The sequence below is a fragment of the Natronospirillum operosum genome, assembly GCF_004768465.1.
Taxonomy (GTDB): Bacteria; Pseudomonadota; Gammaproteobacteria; order Pseudomonadales; family Natronospirillaceae; genus Natronospirillum; species Natronospirillum operosum.
Map to the genome: position 1 here is coordinate 1,370,034 of NZ_SRMF01000001.1, position 16,834 is coordinate 1,386,867.

Below are 16,834 nucleotides of genomic sequence, written 5' to 3' on the forward strand. Positions count from 1 at the left end.
CGGATCAGCACGGCCCCCTTCGATAACCTCGGTTCAGGGCACCAGGCGGATCAGACGGCCGTTGGACTCGTCGGTGAGCAGCCAGAGGGTGCCGTCCGGACCGTCCCGAACATCACGGATACGGGCAAAATCCAGCAGCAGGTCTTCCTGTTCCACCAGTTCCTCGCCGTCAAAGCGCAGGCGCTGCACCCGCTGTCCGGCCAGCGCACCGACAAAGAGATCACCCTCCCAGTCCGGGAACTGGTCGCCGGTATAGAACGCCATGCCGGAAGGCGCTATGGACGGTGTCCAGTCGATGATGAAGTCTTCCATGTCCGGGTGGCTGGTTTCTTCGGTAATGGTAGAGCCGTCATAGTTGGTACCTGTGGTGACGACCGGCCAGCCATAGTTCAGGCCGCCACGGATGATATTGATCTCGTCACCACCGCGCGGTCCGTGCTCATGCTGCCAGACTTCGCCGGTGTCGGGATGAATCACCATGCCCTGGGCATTGCGATTGCCCCAGGTGTAGATTTCATCCAACCCACTGTCGTCACCGACAAAGGGATTGTCATCGGGCACTGAGCCGTCATCATGCAGCCGCACCGTGGTGCCGGCATGGCCCATGGTGTCCTGAGCCGAGTCCATGACGCCGCGATCGCCAATGGTCAGGTAGAGATAGCCCTGATCGTCAAACACGATCCGCGAGCCGAAATGGCGCCCGCCGGACATGCCCGGCTCACCGGCAAACAGCACTTCGACATCACTCAGCTCGCCCTCACTGTACTGCCCTCGCGCCAGGTGGGTATGCAGACCGCCGTCCGAGGTCTCGGCCGCATAGCTCATGTAGAGCCAGCCGTTGTCTGCAAAGTCGGGGTGCAGGGCGATATCGAGCAGGCCGCCCTGCCCCTGCGCGCTCACCTGCGGCAACCCGCTGACTTCGGTATACCGCTCGCCGTCCCGAACCACCTGCAGGCGGCCCGGACGTTCGGTCACCAGAATATCGCCGGAAGGCAGAAAAGCCAGGCTCCAGGGATGCTCCAGGCCATCGGTCACGACTTCCAGGCTGAAGTCATGATGGTCACTGCTGTAGGTCTCCGCCTGCGTGCCCCCGACAGCAGCCAGGGTTACCAGAGCCGCGAGCCCCATATGAAAAGCCTGCCGGGGCCTGCTGCTCGAATCTTTGTCTGCGTTTGAACTCACGATGCAACTCCTTGACACCATTCAACAGCCTTTCAGTGTAGAAGCCCGGGTCAGTGCTCACAAACCCGCAGCCGGTCTGCAACGGAAAGGGAAGTGCAAAGATGGGTTTGTCAGCAGGCACAAAAAAACCACCGCCAGCCGGGCTGACGGTGGTTTTCTGTCACAGCGGAGCCGGATCAGGCGATCAGGCGGCCAGTTCTTTCTTCGCGCGTTCGGCCAGCGCGGCAAAGGCCGGCTTTTCAAATACGGCGATGTCGGCCAGCACCTTGCGGTCGATCTCCACATTGGCTTTTTTCAGGCCAGAGATGAAGCGGCTGTAGGACAGACCATTCTGACGCGCTTCGGCGTTGATACGGGCAATCCACAGGGCACGGAACTGACGCTTGCGCTGACGGCGGTCGCGGTAGGCGTACTGACCGGCCTTGATAACCGCCTGCTTGGCAACACGGAATACACGGCTGCGGGCACCATAGTAGCCCTTGGCCAGATCAAGAATTTTCTTGTGACGACGGTGTGCGGTCACACCACGTTTTACGCGAGGCATATTTCAAGTCCTGTTCAATAAAGAATGGGAAAAACAATCAAATGTAGGGCAGCATCCGACGGACCAGTGCTACGTCCGACTTGTCGACCATCTGCATGTTGCGCAGCTGACGCTTACGCTTCTGCGGCTTCTTGGTCAGGATGTGACTGCGAAATGACTGCTTGTGCTTGAAGCCGTTCGCGGTTTTCTTGAAGCGCTTTGCAGCGCCGGAAACACTCTTCATTTTAGGCATTGTATACTCCAGCTAAGGGAAAAGACCGTTTCGCGCCTCGCCGGTCGAACCGGCGTTCGGGCTAGCGGTTGCCTGGGTTTAACAGGGCAGCGCAGGCTGCAACTGCCCTACTTCTTCTTGACAGGAGCCAGCACCATGATCATCTGGCGGCCTTCCATCTTGGGCCGCTGTTCCACGGTGCCGTACTCTTCAAGATCTGCTTCTACTCTCTGCATGAGCTGCATACCCAGCTCCTGATGGGCCATTTCACGGCCCCGGAAACGCAGAGATACTTTAGCCTTGTCACCCTGTTCCAGAAAACGGATGAGGTTGCGCAACTTGATCTGGTAATCGCCGTCGTCCGTGTTGGGACGGAACTTCATTTCCTTGATCTGCGTCTGTTTCTGCTTCTTCTTGGCGGCGGCACGAGCTTTCTTCTCTTCGAAGATTTTCTTGCCGTAGTCCATGATCTTGCAGACGACCGGGTCGGAATCCGCGATCTGGACCAGATCCAGACCTGCATCTTCCGCCTTCTGGCGAGCCGTGGCCATATCGACGATACCGACCTGCTCCCCTTCCTGATCAATCAGTCGGCATTCAGTGGCCTCAATCTGATCATTGACCGGATTGCGTTTGCCCTTGCGACCTTTGGCGTTCTTGATAGCGCTCTCTCCGTTACTGTTTGCGACCCAGCAGGTCAGCCTCGTCGCGCAGGCGGTCAATAAAGGCCTGCAACGACATGGCGCCCAGGTCTTCTCCCGACCGGGTGCGCACGGCTACCTGCTGCGATTCCACTTCTTTGTCGCCGACAACGACGACGTAGGGAATCTTCTGTAAAGTGTGCTCGCGGATTTTAAAGCCGATTTTCTCGTTTCTCAAGTCCGCAGTGGCGCGGAACCCCGCCATACGGAGAGATTGGCGCACTGATTTGACATAGTCTGCCTGACTGTCGGTGATATTGCACACCATCACTTGCTCCGGTGCCAGCCAGACCGGCATGGCGCCGGCATATTCTTCGATCAATATGCCGATAAAGCGCTCCAGCGACCCGAGAATGGCCCGGTGAATCATCACCGGCTCCTTGCGCGAGCCATCTTCCGCGACATACTGGGACCCCAGACGGCCCGGCATGGAGAAATCGAGCTGAATAGTACCACATTGCCAGCCTCGGCCCAGTGAATCATAGAGAGTGAACTCTATCTTGGGCCCGTAAAAGGCACCCTCACCGGGCTGGTAGTCGAATTCCAACTGATTCTTGTCCAGCGCATCAGCCAGTGCCTGTTCCGACTTGTCCCAGACCGCATCGCTGCCAATGCGCTTCTCCGGCCGGGTGGACAGCTTGATGTCGATACTGTCGCCTTCGAAGCCAAAATCCCGATAGACGTCATAAAGCATCCGGATACAGGCTGTGACTTCATCCAGGATCTGCTCTTCGGTGCAGAATACGTGAGCATCATCCTGAGTGAACGAGCGCACGCGCATCAGCCCGTGCAGAGCACCCGAGGCCTCGTTGCGATGCACCACGCCGAACTCGGCCATGCGGTACGGCAGATCACGGTAGCTCTTGAGCCCCTGATTGAAGATCTGCAGGTGACCCGGGCAGTTCATCGGCTTGACCGCATAGGTGCGCTTTTCGGATTCGGTGGCGAAGATGTTGTCCTGGTACTTGTCCCAGTGGCCGGATTTCTCCCACATGGAGACATCCATGATCATGGGCGCCCTGACTTCTTCATAGTCATATTCGACCAGCTTGTCGCGCATGTAGGATTCGACCACCTGATACATGGTCCAGCCCTTCTGGTGCCAGAACACCATGCCCGGCGCTTCTTCCTGCCAGTGGAACAGGTCGAGCTGCTTGCCCAGCTTGCGGTGGTCCCGTTTCTCGGCTTCTTCCAGGCGCTTCAGATAGGCCTTGAGCTGTTTCTTGTCCGCCCAGGCAGTGCCATAGATGCGCTGCAGCTGGGTATTCTGCGCATCACCGCGCCAGTAGGCACCGGAGACCCGCATCAGCTTGAAATGATGGCAGAAACGCATGTTGGGCACGTGCGGCCCGCGACACATGTCGATATATTCTTCATGGTGGTAGAGGCCCGGCTGGTCGGCGCGGTCAATGTCCTCTTCCAGAATCGCCTGCTTGTAGGGCTCGCCCCGATCCTTGAAGGTATCATAGGCTTCCTGCCAGCTGACCTTGCGCTTGACCACGTCATAGTCGGTTTTGGCCAGCTCCAGCATGCGCTTTTCCAGCGCTTCCAGATCATCCTCGGACAGCTTCTTGTCCATCTCGATATCATAGTAGAAGCCGTTGTCGATAACCGGCCCGATGGCCATCTTCGCGTCCGGATACAGCTGCTTGATGGCATGCCCAAGCAGGTGCGCGCAGGAGTGACGGATGATGTCCAGCCCGGCGTCATCTTTCGGCGTGATGATGGTGACCTTGGCGTCTTCGGTGATCAGGTCGACAGCATCATGTTCGACGCCATTGATGGTGCCGGCCAAGGTGGCTTTGGCCAGGCCGGGGCCGATATCCTGCGCAACTTCGAGAATGGAGACGGGTTTGTCGTACTGGCGCTGACTGCCGTCAGGCAGGGTAATAACAGGCATGCTAATGCTCCGGTTCAGTGGTGACCCATACCAGGGGCCACATGACTTGCAGGCGAAACGCCCGGTGAACTGCAAACAAAAAGGCTCGCCGGGTGGCGAGCCTTTTGCAATCTGGTAGGAACGATTGGATTCGAACCAACGACCCCCACCATGTCAAGGTGGTGCTCTAACCAACTGAGCTACGTTCCTGTATCTGCCGCGCATTCTACTGAATGCACCGGTGCTGTCAACTACTGAAAGCACCTCAATTTCGCTAGCACCTTGATTTCACTGGTTTTCTGAGAGCGCCGAATTAACCAGTCGGGACTCTAGATCAAGTCGTCATAGGGATGACGACCATCCAGACTGATGCTTTGCTGGAATTCACTGAGACCCAGCTCATTCAGTGACAGGCTGACGTCAGAATCATCCATGACCGACTCACCGAATCGATAGATAATCGGCACACCTTCACGCACCGCCCGGGCATCATAGTCTGCCTGTGCTGCCGCAACGGCTTCATTGCGGCTGCGATAGTCCGTCAGGGCCTTCTCGCCGTGGCGCCGGCCCAGCATGGTCAGGGTTTCCTGAGGCGACAACAGAGCTGCGGTACTGTTGTTGCCACCAAACCCTTTGGAGTTTACCAGGCAGGCGCGCATGGCCGCAGGGTCACCCAGGTCCAAGTGGTCCTGCAGGATATTCAGGTGGCTGTGGTGCACATCGGAGGCAATGTGATCGATGGTGGTGATACCCGGTATCACGCCCTCCGCCCATACACCCAGTGTGGACATGATCTGGTCGCCGGCCGCCGGCCCCAGAGAGTGGCCGACATAGGCCTTCACCGCCGTGACCGCCCAGTCATCAAGACCGTGCAGGCGTGCAACCTCGTTGAGAATATGCGATTCAGTCACCCTGTTCTGTGGAGTACCCGTGCCATGCGCCTGGACAAAGGTCTGGCGCAGCCCGCCCTCGCCCAGCAAGTTGTTCAGCAGGGCCGCCGTCTTGGCCATGGTGATGTAGTTGCCTACACCCGGTGCCGAAATGGATTTCTTGTTGGCATCGGCGTTGACGAACACATCCGGCACTGACCCATAGATGGTGGCTCCCATCTCCAGCGCCAGTCGGTCATCCATCAGAATCAGGAACTGGGACGATTCGGCTATCGTAAAACCCGCATTGGTAGAGAAGGGGCGACAGGCCCGACGGTTGTGGACCGTGTCAGAACCATCCAGCTTCTTCAGCTCTTCATCGGTGGCCAGCGCCCCCATGACATTGAAGCCTTCCATGATGGCAGGCACCACCGGGGCTTCGGTATTGCCGACAATGACGGCCCGAGCCTTGCCCGCCTGAATGTCCATCACGCCCTGGCGCAGGTTGTAGAGAAAGGTGGCACAGGCCCCGATATTGGTGCCGGTGCTGCCGACCGAGTTGATCATATAGCCATTGATGAAGTCGGCGGCCATTTCGGCAAAGCTGAGCGCCATCATCTTGGAACTGGTGCGCCCCCCGGTGAGGCTGTTCTGGTACAGGCCGCCAAATCCCGCGGCATCAGCCTGACCAAGCGCACTGCCAGCATAGACGGCGATCTCGTCAGGGCGCACATGACGCAGGATGTCCTGCCAGTCGATGCCCAGCGACTGGATGGCATCGGAGGCCCCGTAAACCGCCTGTGACAGTGCTCTCGGGTGATGCATGGACCGGTACAGGCGCGCTGCGCTGAATCCGTTGGGGGACTGCCCGGCGCTGGTTACCGGATAGGCGTTGTAGTCCGGGAAAAGTGCTGTGGTGACACCGCTGACCTGGATGGACACCGTCTTGCCTTCTTCGCGCACGATCTGCCAGTTGTCAGGCAGGTGAGACGGTAACTGGCTGCGTTTGGCTCTGAACAGAAAGCCACCCTGACCGGCATCAAGGTCCGCCCGGTTCTGACTGAGCACGGCATCCACATCAAAATGAACCTTTTCGATGCGTCGAACCAGTGTGCCCTGGCGCATCAGTTCTATCAGTTCCGGCGTCAGCCCCCCATGGGTGTCGAGCCCCATCATCTGGGCCAGACTCTCCCAGGTGGGTGCCATGCTGCGTTCGGACAAGGCGCTTTCGACCATGCGCCGATAGCCATGATGAAAGGCACTGCGACCGGCAGCATTGACGCCGCCGAAACCAACGATGACGGGCAGAGCTGTCATTGATTCCTCATCCTGAATAGTGAAGCGTTGAACGCAGTCTAGTGCAGCCGTCGGTCAAGGGTATATAATGTTCAGGCCATTCTGTATGACGTTCACGCCATGATTATCGGTTTTGTCACTCTGCCCCGCACTCTGGCCACCGGCATTACGCTGCCCTGTGAAATGCTGCAGGCCGCCTCGCAACTGGCCCGGGCTCGACACAGGTCCGGCCCGACCCCGGTATTCCGCGTGCTGACCCAGGACGGACTCGGCGAACAGGTGGCCGGCGGCCTGCATCTGCGCGCCCAGGGTCGCTGGACTGACCTGAAAGTCTGTGACCATATTGTGGTACCGCCATTGTGGGGCAACCCGCTGCCAATGCTCAACCGCTACCCGGATCTGATTGCCGAGCTGGCCCAGGCCGTCCGTCAGGGTATACCCGTTGTGGCCACGGGTACCGGGGTCTGTCTGCTGGCCGAGAGCGGCATACTGGATCAGCGTGTGGCCACGACCCACTGGTACTATTTTTCCCGCTTTGCGCAGCGCTACCCGGACGTGCTGCTACGTCCCCGCCAGAGCATCACCTGGGATCGTGATATCTATTGTGCCGGCAGCGTCAATGCGCTGACCGACCTGGTGCTCTACTTTATCCGCACCTGGTATGACGAGGACATCATGGGCGTGATCGAGCGCCATTTCTCACACGAGGTCAGCCGCACCCTGAGCCAGCCCTACTACCGTCTGGGTGGCCTGCAACATGATGACGAGGATATTGTGGCCGCCCAGGCCTGGCTGCTGGAGCGGCTGGATCAGCCCTTTTCCCTGACTGAACTGAGCCGGGTCGTGGGACTGACCCCTCGTACCCTGTCGCGCCGCTTCGTGCAGGCGACCGGAGAATCACCCAAGCAGTACTGGTTGCAACTGCGTCTGCTGCGTGCCGAGGAGATGCTGCGCGAGACCAATTTGAGCATTCAGGAAATCAGCAGCCTGCTGGGCTTCAGCGACCCGTCCTACTTTATCCGCCTGTTCCGGCAACGCGCCGGCATTACGCCCAATGACTATCGACGGGTGACCCGGGCCAAGCAATTCAGTGTGCACAGCAGAAGCGGTGCCGGGTCTTGATGCAGATCATGGCCTGATCTGTCTGATCTGCTATGGTCATCTCATGCCGGACTCTCTGGACAAGGATGCAATATGACTCTGCTGCAATTCATCACGGCCGCCATGCCTGTACTCAGCGTACTGCTGTTTCTGGTCATTCTGCGTCTGCCGGCTACCCGCGCCATGCCGCTGAGTCTGATTCTGTCTGCAGCCATGGCTCTGCTGATCTGGCGCATGCCGCTGCTGCAGGTGAGCGCTGCCGCCCTGGAAGGACTGGTAGTGGCGGCAACCATTCTCTGGATCATCTTCGGCGCCATTGTGCTGCTGAATGTGCTGCGGGCAACCGGAGCCCTGGATGCCATTCGCGCCGGCTTCAGCGGTGTGTCGCCGGACCGGCGTATACAACTGGTGATCATCGCCTGGCTGTTTGGTGCCTTTCTGGAAGGCGCCTCGGGGTTTGGCACGCCGGCCGCCATCGGCGCCCCGCTGCTGGTGGCGCTGGGCTTCACGCCACTGTCTGCGGTAGTACTGGCGCTGGTGGCCGACTCCAGCCCGGTGTCCTTCGGTGCGGTGGGCACACCGGTGATCGTGGGCATCGGCCAGGGCCTGCCTGGCGCCACGCCGGATCAGGTTCAGGCCATTGCCGTGCAGGCCATCAGCATCGACATTCTTGTCGCTTCGCTGTTGCCGCTGATCATGTGTGTCATGCTGACCCGGTTTTTCGCCACTGAATCCAAGTGGTGCTCCTGGCGCGCCGGGCTCGCTGTCTGGCCTTTTGCGCTGGCCGCTGGCCTGGCGTTTACGGTGCCCGCCTGGCTGGTAGCCCGCTTTCTGGGGCCCGAGTTCCCGTCCATCATCGGCGGCCTGAGCGGCCTGGCGCTGATGACCCTGTGCGCGCGCCGGGGTTGGCTGCAGCCGCGCACGCCCTGGTATTTTTCGGATGCGGATCGGGATCGAACTCTGGAACTGACGCCGACTGATGAGCAACCCCTGTCACTGGTACGGGCCTGGATGCCCTATCTGCTGGTGGCGGCCCTGCTGATTGTCACCCGGCTGACCATTCTGCCACTGCAGGGTTGGCTGAGTGGGGTCACGCTGGAATGGCGGCAGATTCTGGGCACCGACATTTCGGCTTCTATGGCGCCGCTGTACCTGCCGGGCACCCTGTTTCTGCTGACGGCTCTTGCCGGCGCCTGGCTGCAGCGGCAGTCAGTCCAACCCTGGTTCAGTGCCATCAGGACCACGGCGCGCTCGCTGGGTCCCTCGGTGATTGCGCTGGCCACGGCAGTGCCCATGGTGCGGATCTTCCTGCAATCCGATCTCAATGCGGCCGGTCTGCAGTCCATGCCACTGGAACTGGCGACCCTGGCGGCCGGCGGTCTGGCCGATCAATGGCTGTGGGCGGCGCCCTTTGTCGGCGCCCTGGGGTCGTTCATTGCCGGCTCGGCGACCTTCTCCAACATGATGTTTGCCTCCTTCCAGCAGTCGGTCGCCGTGCAGACCGGACTGCCTGAAACCCTGGTTCTGGCCCTGCAACTGCTGGGCGCCAATGCCGGCAACATGATCTGCGTGGTCAATGTTGTCGCCGCGGCCAGTGTGGTCAACCTGGTGGGCCGCGAAGGCGATATCATTCGCTATACCCTCCTGCCAATGCTGTACTACGCGCTGGCTGCCGGTGCCGTGGCCACGGCGCTGCTGGCCTGGTGGCCGACGTTCTGATCAGTAGCCGCGCGCCAGATCGACCCTGTTGCGCAGGGGCTCTCCCGCCAGATAACGGTCCAGGTTGTCGCGAAAGATCGGCAGCACCCAGTCGGGCCGGCTCAGCGCCGCCACGTGCGGCGTCACGGTAATCTGCGGATGATGCCAGAACGGATGCGCCTGCGGCAGCGGTTCGTCCCGGAACACATCGAGTACCGCCCGGCGTCCCGGCTCCGCATTCAGGGCCGCCAGCAGGTCATCATCGACCAGGGTTTCACCCCGACCGGTGTTGATAAAGATGGCATTCGGCGCCAACCGGTGCAGAAAGTCGGCATTGACGCTGTCTTCCGTGTCGGGCGTGCGGGGCAGTGTATTGACCACCACCCGGTAGTCACCCAGAGCAGCCGGCGGCGCTGGCCAGGCTGATACCCGGGCAAACGGAGCCTTGGGCTCGCCACTGCGACTGAGCCCGTCGACGCGGGCGAACCAGGGCGTCAGCCGTTCAGCCACCACCTGGCCGATGGCACCGGTACCCAGTATCAGGCAGGCCGACTCGCTGATGGAGTCGTAATCCTGCCATTGCCAGTCCTGCGCTTTCTGGTATTCATGAAACTCCGTGATCATGCGGGTGATGTTCAGCACATGACCCAGGATGTATTCGGCGATATGCGGGCCTGCAATATCCCGGGTGTTGGTTACCAGCAGGTCGGAATGGAAGCGATCCCGGTGCGGCAACAGGGCGTCCACACCTGAGTAGCTGGTATGGAACCAGCGGATACTGGGCAGTCTGGGCAGCCAGTGCGCCCCTTCCGGGGTATCACCAAAAAGTATTTCGGCTGTTCCGGCGCGCGCCTCGAAGTCTGGATCATCGTCAAAAACCAGTTCGGTCGGCCAGTCTGACTGGGCCTCCAGCAGGGCCCTCCACTGTTCACGGCGATGGCTGGTCACGGCAATCAGTTTTCTGCTCATGCATGCTCCTGTGTTCTGTGCTCAATTAGTCGCCACAATGCTGGCGGAGCAAGGGGTTTTGCGGGTATCTTAACACCTATAGGGATACGTCAGGCATACACCGCGACCGCCTGGCCCACAACCGGATTGGTGCCTCGTGTCTACACAGATGCTCATTACAGCCCTGGCAGCACTTTTTCTGACCACACTCGTGGTCGCCGTCTGGCTCTGGCTGCGCCTGCGCAACCAGCGCCGCACCCTGAACCAGTTCCGCCACCTGGCGGACAGCGCCCACGATTTCATCTGGATTATCGATGTCGCAGGTCGTTTTCGTTATGTGAACCCATCGGTGGAGGCCATGCTGGGCTATCGCCCGGAGGAAATCATCGGTCAGCCGCTGGATACAGTGGCCTCCAGAGGTTCGGCCTCTGCCTCTTACGAGGAAATCCGGCATGTCCTGCAGACCCGGGAATTGCGCTTTCCACGTACGGAACTCAAGTATATTCGCAAGGATGGCAGCAGCCTGTGGGTCGAGGTGATGGTCAACCTGCAGCGGGATGAGCGCGGACGCATTCTGGGCTTCTACGGCATCGCGCGTGATATCGACGAGCAGCACAAGATGCGCAGCCAGATGTATCATCTGGCGCATCATGACAACCTGACAGATCTGCCCAATCGCATCCTGTTCTTTGATCGCATGGAATCTGCCCTCTCCAGGGGGCGCCGCCATGGCATGAAGGTCGCCCTGCTCTATCTGGACCTGGATGACTTCAAGCGGGTGAACGACCATGCCGGCCATCAGGAAGGTGACCAGGTGCTGCAACTGATTGCACGCCGATTGCAGGAATCACTGCGCGAGGAGGATTCCATCGCCCGTATCGGTGGTGACGAGTTTGCCGCCATCATAGAGCACATGCAGGCGGAAACCGATCTGGACAGTATCATCGGCAAACTGGAAGCGGCGGTAACGCGCCCCGTGGTCACCGACAGGCACACGCATCATGTCGGGGTCAGCATCGGCCGCGTTATCATCGACCCTGATGCAGAGCGTCAGCACAAACCACTGTCGGTGGACCAGTGGCTGGCCGCAGCCGACCATGACATGTACAGGCGCAAACGCGAGCGGGCACCCCGCCCTGAAGCGTCTGCCGGATCACAGGATCACTGAGATGAAACACTTGCATCGCTGGCTGGCCCTGACCCTGGTTCCTGCCCTGCTGTTGCTGGCAGCCTGCGGCAGCATGGCCAGCTCCGACGGCCGATCCGATCAGGGACTGACCGGCGACTGGGCACTGATCGAAGTGCAGCACGGTACTCTGCGCTTCAGCCTGGGCGACAGCCGACCGCCTTTTACCCTGCGTCTGCATGCCGATGGGCGGGCCGACGGTCAGGTGGCCTGCAACCGCTGGCGGGGAGAGGCCAGAGTGAGTACCGGCTGGCTGCGCCTGGAGCGGGCGGCGGCGGATCGGGCCCAGTGCCGGATCAGCGACCCGCGGATTACCGCCCTGGAACGTCGCTACCTGTCCGCCCTGCGCTCCAACAACGGCTACCGCCTTGATGGCGATCGACTCATTCTGCAGAACACCCAGGGCGAGATCTGGACCTACCAGCGTCAGTGATCGCCCCGGGCCCAGCGCAGGGCCGCCGGCGCGTCGGCCGGCACCACCGGTGAATGCGGCGCCACCGGCGACAGCCTGCGGTAGGGCTCACCCGGAGCCGGCCTGGGGTCGACCTCACCCCTGTTGGGCCAGAAAGACAGCGCCCGTTCGGCCTGAGCGGTAATCGTCAGCGAGGGATTCACGCCCAGATTGGCCGATATCGCAGCGCCGTCGACCACATGCAGATTAGGGTAGCCATGGACACGGTGATAGGGGTCGATGACACCGGTTTCACGACCTTCCCCGATCACCGCACCGCCAAGAATATGCGCCGTCATGGGCACATTGAACAGATCACCCCAGGACCCCAGCGGGATACCGCCCATCTTTCGGGCCAACCTGCGCACTGCGTCGTGCCCGGCCGGAATCCAGCTCGGATTGGGTTTGCCATGGCCCTGGCGTGATGTCAGGCGCCGTCCCAGCAGGCCCCTCTTCAGGTAGCACGTCAGCGAATTGTCCAGCGGTTGCATGACCAATGCGATCACCGACTGTTCTGACCAGCGGCGCAGGATCAGATTGCGCAGCTGCCCCACCGGGTGGCGGCACCACTCCCGCACCCAGCCGCTGAATCGCCAGCGATCACCGTCGGCCAGGGCTGTGGTCAGCAGGCCCATGAAGTTGCTGCCGCGACCGTAACGTACCGGCTCAATATGGGTGTCCGGGGTGGGATGAAACGAAGAGGTGATGGCCACCCCGCGCGTATAATCGACCCCCTTGCGAAAGGTTCTGGCGCCGATAATGGCTTCGGAATTGGTCCGTGTCAGTTCCCCCAGCCGGGGGGACAGTGACGGCAAGTGGCCGGCAGCCTGCATGCGATGCAGCAGGCGCTGGGTACCCAGGGTTCCGGCCGCCAGTATCACATCCGCCGCCACAAAGCGCTGACGGCGGCGCAGACGCGTCAACGGGGCACCACTGCGACGGGCCTCGATGCTGATGCGGCCATCGGCCAGGTGCCGGATGGCCTGCACTTCCATGCGATCCAGCACTCGGGCGCCGGCCTGTTCAGCCAGATAGAGGTAGTTGGTCAGCAGCGTGTTCTTGGCGCCATGGCGGCATCCGGTCATGCATTCGCCACACTCGATGCACCCCGTGCGCTCCGGTCCCTTGCCCCCGAAATAGGGGTCTGCGGTGCGCTGTCCCGGGGCTCCGAACCAGACCCCCACCGGTGTGGACCGAAAGGTATCCGCCACACCCATCTCCTCGGCCACGGCCAGCATGGCCTCATCAGAGGGCGTGCGGGTCGGGTTGGTGGTCACACCCAGCATACGTCTGGCCTGATCGTAATGAGGTGCGAGTTCCTGCTGCCAGTCGGTGATATGGCGCCACTGCAGGTCCTGATAGAAGGGTGCTGGAGGTTCGTACAGAGTATTGGCGTACACCAGTGAACCACCGCCGACGCCCGCTCCGGACAGAATGAAGGCATTGCGCAGCAGCGTCAGCCGCTGAATACCCAGGCAACCCAGCCAGGGTGCCCACAGGAAGGAGCGGAGCTGCCAGGAGGTTCTCGGCAGCGAGCGCTCGTCAAAACGCCGACCGGCCTCCAGTACCAGCACCCGATACCCTTTTTCCACCAGACGGAGTGCAGCCACGCTGCCACCGAAACCACTGCCGACAATGACGACATCATAGTCTGACTGCCCTGCACCACCCTGCTCATCTGCCATAGCCACCTGTCCTGCCTGTTGACCTGTCACTCCAAGCTAGCGGAAAAAATGCCGCAGTGACAGATGCAGAAACAAAAACAGCGCCCCGGAGGGCGCTGTTGCAACCAATTGCCCGGTCTGCACCGGCAGACCGGGCAGCCGGCAGTGATCAGCTCAGATCGAAACGATCTGCGTTCATCACCTTGGTCCAGGCAGCAACGAAATCCTTGACGAACTTCTCCTTCGCGTCGTTCTGGGCATACACTTCGGCCAGCGCCCGCAACTGCGAGTTGGAGCCGAAGATCAGATCGACACGAGTGCCTGTCCACTTGACGTCTCCGGTCTTGCGATCACGACCTTCATACAGGTTGTCTTCACCCGCCCTGGGCTTCCACTCGGTGTTGATGTCGGTCAGGTTGACGAAGAAGTCATTGGTCAGCTTGCCGGGCGTCCTGGTAAAGACACCGTGTTTGGTCTGCTTGTAGTTGGCATCCAGCACGCGCATGCCACCAACCAGAACCGTCATTTCCGGTGCACTCAGACCCAGCAACTGGGACTTGTCGACCAGCATTTCTTCATCAGCCACAGTGAAAGCGGCCCGACGATAGTTGCGGAACCCGTCGGCTTCCGGCTTGAGGAACTCGAAGGAGTCCGCATCGGTCTGCTCCGCAGTGGCGTCGGTACGACCCGGCGCAAACGGCACTTCGATGCTGTGACCGGCATCCTGCGCCGCTTTCTCAACGGCGGCACTGCCGCCCAGCACGATCAGATCCGCCAGCGACACCTTCTTGTTGCCGGACTGAGCGCTGTTGAAGTCCTTCTGGATGCCTTCCAGCGCCTTCAGTACTCTGGCCAGTTGATCCGGCTGGTTCACTTCCCAGTCTTTCTGCGGGGCCAGGCGGATGCGGGCACCGTTGGCACCACCGCGCATGTCGGACCCGCGGAAAGTGGATGCCGAGGACCAGGCTGTATAGACCAGTTCCGATACTGTCAGGCCTGAGGCCAGAATCTTGCCTTTCAGATCCTTGATGTCCTGCGCATTGACCAGCTCGTGATCAACTGCGGGCACCGGATCCTGCCAGATCAGATCTTCCGCCGGCACTTCCGGACCGAGGTAACGGGATTTCGGACCCATATCCCGGTGCGTCAGCTTGAACCAGGCACGTGCAAAGGCATCAGCGAACTCTTCCGGGTTCTTGTGGAAGTGCTGAGCAATTTTGCGGTATGCCGGATCTTCACGCATCGCCATGTCGGCGGTGGACATCATGATCCCGACCTTGGAAGCCTTGTCTTCCGGGTCCGGTGCCTTGTGCTCGTCTTTCAGATTCTTCGGCACCCACTGCTGCGCACCAGCCGGGCTCTTGGACAGCTCCCAGTCATAACCGAACAGGACGTCGAAGTAGCTCATGTCCCACTTGGTTGGCGTTGGTGTCCAGGCACCTTCCAGGCCACTGGTAATGGTGTCTCGGCCCTTCCCGCTCTTGTAGGAGCTGATCCAGCCCAGACCCTGCTCTTCGATCGGGGCCGCTTCAGGCTCCGGGCCTACATGGCTATCCGGGCCGGCACCGTGCGTCTTGCCGAAGGTGTGACCACCAGCGGTCAGAGCCACGGTTTCATAGTCGTCCATGGCCATGCGGGCAAAGGTTTCACGAATGTCGCGCGCTGAGGCCAGCGGATCCGGGTTGCCGTCAGGACCTTCCGGGTTGACGTAGATCAGACCCATCTGCACTGCAGCCAGCGGCCGTTCCAGATCACGGTCACCGCTGTAGCGGCTGTTGGGCTTGTCGCTGGTAGCCAGCCACTCTTTTTCAGCCCCCCAGTACACATCTTCTTCCGGCTGGAAAATGTCTTCCCGGCCGCCGGCAAAACCGAAGGTCTTGAAGCCCATGGATTCCAACGCCACGTTGCCGGTCAGAACGAACAGATCGGCCCAGGAAAGCTTGTTGCCGTACTTCTGCTTGATCGGCCACAGCAGACGGCGAGCCTTGTCCAGATTGCCGTTGTCGGGCCAGCTGTTCAGCGGCGCAAAGCGCTGGTTACCGGTGTTTGCACCACCGCGCCCGTCACCGGTACGGTAGGTACCTGCCGCGTGCCAGGCCATACGGATCATGAACGGGCCGTAATGACCGTAATCGGCCGGCCACCAGTCCTGGGAGTCTTTCAGGACATCTTCGATGTCCTTCTTGACGGTCGCCAGGTCCAGCTTCTTGAACTCTTCAGCGTAATCGAAGTCGTCCCCCAGGGGGTTGGACTTCGGATGATGCTGGTGCAGGATATTCAGATTAAGCTGCTCGGGCCACCAATCCTGATTGGCGGTACCCGTGGTACCCAGACGGGTCCGTGAACCATGCATGACTGGGCACTTGCCTGCAGCACCTTGCTCTTTATTCTCACCCATAACTTTCTCCGGTGTGTCGGTTGCCTGATCGAACGGATTGTTCAAGCCGAGCCTGACCACTGATCTTCTGTACCCTTTGCGGCGCAACTGCTGGCACCGCCTGTGGGACAACAACATCAGCGACTCATACAGATTGACGTCGCTCGACTTTTCACAACCTCTGACAAGGTATAGCACACCATTCCATTGATACCAGTTACCTTTGATCAATGATTTGATAGTTATTGGCTATAGTTGATTGAACAGCACTGCCTGCGGGGGTTGTGCTGGTGTCACTCATCGCGCACGGGGTGCGCTCCCACGGCAGGAGGCCAGCCCCTGGCCGATGCTGAGGTGGCTGGGGTCACTCATCGCGCACGGGGTGCGCTCCCACGGTAGGAGGCCAGCCCCTGGCCGATTTTTGGGGTGGCTGGATCCGCCTGATGGCGGGGTGCACTGACCGCAGACACGCAAAAACCGTCATCCCTGACAGCTCGAGCACGGCCGTCCCTGGCCGTGCACGGTCTGCGGTTCAGTACACCACCGCCCGGCGGTCGCGCCATCAGCGCCGCCCATCGCGCACGGGGTGCGCTCCCACGGCAGGGGGCCAGCCCCCAAAACCAAAAAACCCGGCACGAGGGCCGGGTTGGTGGGGTCTTCTGTTAGGCGCTTGACGATGACCTACTCTCACATGGGGATACCCCACACTACCATCGGCGATGCGCTG

13 protein-coding genes and 1 tRNA gene are annotated in these 16,834 nt (G+C 60.6%); 4 read left to right on the forward strand and 10 right to left on the reverse strand.

Annotated features, from left to right (window positions below):
• Window positions 1-33 precede the first annotated feature (33 nt).
• From E4656_RS06385 to E4656_RS06415, 7 genes are all read right to left on the reverse strand, one after another.
• Window positions 34-1,182 carry a PQQ-dependent sugar dehydrogenase gene (locus tag E4656_RS06385; RefSeq protein ID WP_205849108.1) on the reverse strand — a complete coding sequence of 383 codons (1,149 nt, stop codon included), beginning with the start codon at window positions 1,180-1,182 and terminating at the stop codon, window positions 34-36.
• A gap of 184 nt (window positions 1,183-1,366) precedes the next feature.
• Window positions 1,367-1,726, reverse strand: a complete 360-nt coding sequence (gene rplT, locus E4656_RS06390; protein ID WP_135482157.1) for a 50S ribosomal protein L20 — start codon at window positions 1,724-1,726, stop codon at window positions 1,367-1,369.
• A 37-nt stretch (window positions 1,727-1,763) separates the two neighbouring features.
• Complete coding sequence (gene rpmI, locus E4656_RS06395) at window positions 1,764-1,958, reverse strand: 50S ribosomal protein L35 (RefSeq protein ID WP_135482159.1); 195 nt, start codon at window positions 1,956-1,958, stop codon at window positions 1,764-1,766.
• 107 nt (window positions 1,959-2,065) lie between these two features.
• Window positions 2,066-2,659: a translation initiation factor IF-3 gene (gene infC, locus E4656_RS06400; RefSeq protein ID WP_476703731.1), complete on the reverse strand. Its 594-nt coding sequence runs from the start codon at window positions 2,657-2,659 to the stop codon at window positions 2,066-2,068.
• Entirely contained in the window at window positions 2,613-4,538 is a 1,926-nt protein-coding gene (thrS, locus tag E4656_RS06405) for a threonine--tRNA ligase (protein ID WP_135482161.1), read from the reverse strand. Before thrS ends, infC begins: the two co-directional genes overlap by 47 nt.
• 112 nt (window positions 4,539-4,650) lie before the next feature.
• Window positions 4,651-4,727, reverse strand: a tRNA-Val gene (locus E4656_RS06410).
• A 119-nt stretch (window positions 4,728-4,846) separates the two neighbouring features.
• Window positions 4,847-6,703: a beta-ketoacyl synthase gene (locus tag E4656_RS06415; protein WP_135482163.1), complete on the reverse strand. Its 1,857-nt coding sequence runs from the start codon at window positions 6,701-6,703 to the stop codon at window positions 4,847-4,849.
• A 99-nt stretch (window positions 6,704-6,802) separates the two neighbouring features.
• Here E4656_RS06415 and E4656_RS06420 point away from each other — a divergent pair, with 99 nt between their 5' ends.
• Together E4656_RS06420 and E4656_RS06425 are read left to right on the forward strand one after the other, a co-directional pair.
• Window positions 6,803-7,804: a GlxA family transcriptional regulator gene (locus E4656_RS06420; RefSeq protein ID WP_135482164.1), complete on the forward strand. Its 1,002-nt coding sequence runs from the start codon at window positions 6,803-6,805 to the stop codon at window positions 7,802-7,804.
• Between the two features lie 72 nt (window positions 7,805-7,876).
• Entirely contained in the window at window positions 7,877-9,502 is a 1,626-nt protein-coding gene (locus E4656_RS06425) for an L-lactate permease (RefSeq protein WP_135482166.1), read from the forward strand.
• On the opposite strand, the gene E4656_RS06430 is transcribed toward E4656_RS06425, so the two are convergent.
• Window positions 9,503-10,450 (reverse strand): D-2-hydroxyacid dehydrogenase, encoded by a 948-nt coding sequence (locus E4656_RS06430; RefSeq protein ID WP_135482168.1) that lies wholly within the window; start codon window positions 10,448-10,450, stop codon window positions 9,503-9,505. It abuts the gene before it with no gap.
• A gap of 136 nt (window positions 10,451-10,586) precedes the next feature.
• Between E4656_RS06430 and E4656_RS06435 the strand changes: the two genes are divergently transcribed.
• Complete coding sequence (locus E4656_RS06435) at window positions 10,587-11,597, forward strand: diguanylate cyclase domain-containing protein (protein WP_135482170.1); 1,011 nt, start codon at window positions 10,587-10,589, stop codon at window positions 11,595-11,597.
• A 1-nt stretch (window position 11,598) separates the two neighbouring features.
• The gene (locus E4656_RS06440; RefSeq protein WP_167855958.1) at window positions 11,599-12,048 is read left to right on the forward strand and encodes an META domain-containing protein; all 450 of its coding nucleotides are present in this window, start codon (window positions 11,599-11,601) and stop codon (window positions 12,046-12,048) included.
• Here E4656_RS06440 and E4656_RS06445 read toward each other — a convergent pair.
• Both E4656_RS06445 and katG read right to left on the reverse strand, forming a co-directional pair.
• Window positions 12,042-13,751, reverse strand: coding sequence for an FAD-dependent oxidoreductase (locus E4656_RS06445; protein ID WP_135482174.1), 1,710 nt, complete (start codon window positions 13,749-13,751; stop codon window positions 12,042-12,044). The genes E4656_RS06440 and E4656_RS06445 overlap by 7 nt on opposite strands.
• 148 nt (window positions 13,752-13,899) lie before the next feature.
• The gene (gene katG / locus E4656_RS06450) at window positions 13,900-16,128 is read right to left on the reverse strand and encodes a catalase/peroxidase HPI (RefSeq protein WP_135482176.1); all 2,229 of its coding nucleotides are present in this window, start codon (window positions 16,126-16,128) and stop codon (window positions 13,900-13,902) included.
• Between the last annotated feature and the right edge of the window lie 706 nt (window positions 16,129-16,834).

Excerpts from the sequence above, each read along its gene's own strand:
- rplT (WP_135482157.1), bottom strand. The coding sequence starts at position 1,726 with ATGCCTCGCGTAAAACGTGGTGTGACCGCACACCGTCGTCACAAGAAA.
- rpmI (WP_135482159.1), bottom strand. The coding sequence starts at position 1,958 with ATGCCTAAAATGAAGAGTGTTTCCGGCGCTGCAAAGCGCTTCAAGAAA.
- thrS (WP_135482161.1), bottom strand. The coding sequence starts at position 4,538 with ATGCCTGTTATTACCCTGCCTGACGGCAGTCAGCGCCAGTACGACAAA.
- E4656_RS06415 (WP_135482163.1), bottom strand. The coding sequence starts at position 6,703 with ATGACAGCTCTGCCCGTCATCGTTGGTTTCGGCGGCGTCAATGCTGCC.
- E4656_RS06420 (WP_135482164.1), top strand. The coding sequence starts at position 6,803 with ATGATTATCGGTTTTGTCACTCTGCCCCGCACTCTGGCCACCGGCATT.
- E4656_RS06425 (WP_135482166.1), top strand. The coding sequence starts at position 7,877 with ATGACTCTGCTGCAATTCATCACGGCCGCCATGCCTGTACTCAGCGTA.
- E4656_RS06430 (WP_135482168.1), bottom strand. The coding sequence starts at position 10,450 with ATGAGCAGAAAACTGATTGCCGTGACCAGCCATCGCCGTGAACAGTGG.
- E4656_RS06440 (WP_167855958.1), top strand. The coding sequence starts at position 11,599 with ATGAAACACTTGCATCGCTGGCTGGCCCTGACCCTGGTTCCTGCCCTG.
- E4656_RS06445 (WP_135482174.1), bottom strand. The coding sequence starts at position 13,751 with ATGGCAGATGAGCAGGGTGGTGCAGGGCAGTCAGACTATGATGTCGTC.
- katG (WP_135482176.1), bottom strand. The coding sequence starts at position 16,128 with ATGGGTGAGAATAAAGAGCAAGGTGCTGCAGGCAAGTGCCCAGTCATG.